Source organism: Bradyrhizobium sp. MI1.11, from assembly GCF_055811255.1.
In genome coordinates this window covers 1-1,523 of sequence record NZ_JBVVPM010000165.1, presented here as the reverse complement: position 1 = coordinate 1,523, position 1,523 = coordinate 1, and the positions used below count along the sequence as shown (strand labels likewise).

Genomic DNA, 1,523 nt, shown 5'->3' with positions numbered 1-1,523 from the left:
GTCGTCCGTTAAGAAGCCGAATTGAGCGGGGCCGGACAGGCGGGCGTGCGCCAGAGCTGGATCAGGAACAGGCACAAGAGTTCTCTGAGCCAGGCGAGGATGCGGCGGAAGTTGTGGCCGACGGCTGAGAGGATGACGTTGGCCGCATCGCCGGCGCGGCCTTTGAGGTAGCAGCGGCCGAGGTGGCCATCGGTCTTCAGGTGTCCGATGATGGGTTCGATGGCGGAGCGGCGGCGCAGCTCGCGCTTGATGACACCGAAGACGCCGCGCTTCTGGCCAGAGATGAAGACACGGCGCGGGTTCTTTGTGTCATGGCCGCGGTATCCCTTGTCGACATAGGCCCGCTCGATCGCACAGCCGGTGAGTGTCTCGGTGCGGTCGATGACGTCCCGCAATGTGTGACCGTCGTACGGGTTATCGGGCAGCGACCTGGCGTGCAGCACGAACAGGCCACCGGGAGCACGGCGGTTGTTGGTGACGATAGAGGCTTTGACACCGAACTCGTAAGGCGCGGCTGCTTTGCCCTTGCCGATGCACTCCACCTCCGGGGCGTGGAAGGAATAGAGCTTCCAGCCGCGCTGGCGCTGCTGCTGCGAGCGGATCTGCGAGGCTCGGCCGAGCGGGAGGGCGAAGGCGTTCTCGAGCACGGTCTGACCTTCGATCTTGCGGCGGATATCGCGAATGATCCGGCCCAGCCGGCTGCGCAGAATGCGCAACTGCCGCTGATGCCGCTTGAATTGCTTGGCATGAGCGTAGCGCCCCGCCATCATTGCCGCGGTCCTGGCAATGCGAAGATAGGACTGCCGCAGCCTGACCCCGTGCTTCCTCGCCAGGCGGTTGAGCCCCTTGATCGCCGCGTGCAGCAGCTTGGCATCGGTCGGAAAGGTGATGGCCTTCGGTTGCACGGTGGTATCGACCGTGACCCGCTTGAGGTCCTGGCCGCGTAACGCGCCGGCCTCGTGCGCCACCCGCAGGCTCTCGGCCAGCAACAGCTCCAGCTTGTCGCCGAGCCGCTTGCGCCAATGGCTCAGGTCCGAGCGCTCGTGCGGGAACGCGTGCTGGAAGAACTCTTCGCCGGTGAAGTACTGGAAATACGGGTCGTGGACCCAACGCTCGCACACCCCCTCATCGGAGAGGCCGTAAATGTGCTTGAGCAGGAGCAGCCCAATCACGAAGCGGGTCGCGATGCCTGGCCGACCGTTCTCGCTATAGAGCGGAGCGATCTCGCCGTCGATCCAGTCCCAATCGACCTTGCCGGCGAGCTGAACCAGCTCGTGCTTCAAATTGATGATCTGGTCCAGCCTGGCCCGGAACAGATCGCCCGATCCCGTCGTCCTATGCTTCTTCGGTCGCATCGCCACCTCCGATGCGACCACCGAATCATGACTGGCGATTCGACGGAATCCTGAAAATGAAATTGCAAGGTTCCGATGCCCCAAGCATCAAAATCCTGCATTCCAAAAACAGTCCACAAAGTCAAATGCGATCCTAGCTCAATCGCTTAGCCGCTCTTCACGGACGAC

At 62.8% G+C, this 1,523-nt stretch carries 1 protein-coding gene; it reads right to left on the bottom strand.

Translation table 11 applies throughout. The features are described 5' to 3' along the window. Positions 1-8: 8 nt before the first annotated feature. Entirely contained in the window at positions 9-1,355 is a 1,347-nt protein-coding gene (locus AC0L30_RS42880) for an IS5 family transposase (protein WP_007594069.1), read from the bottom strand. Between the last annotated feature and the right edge of the window lie 168 nt (positions 1,356-1,523).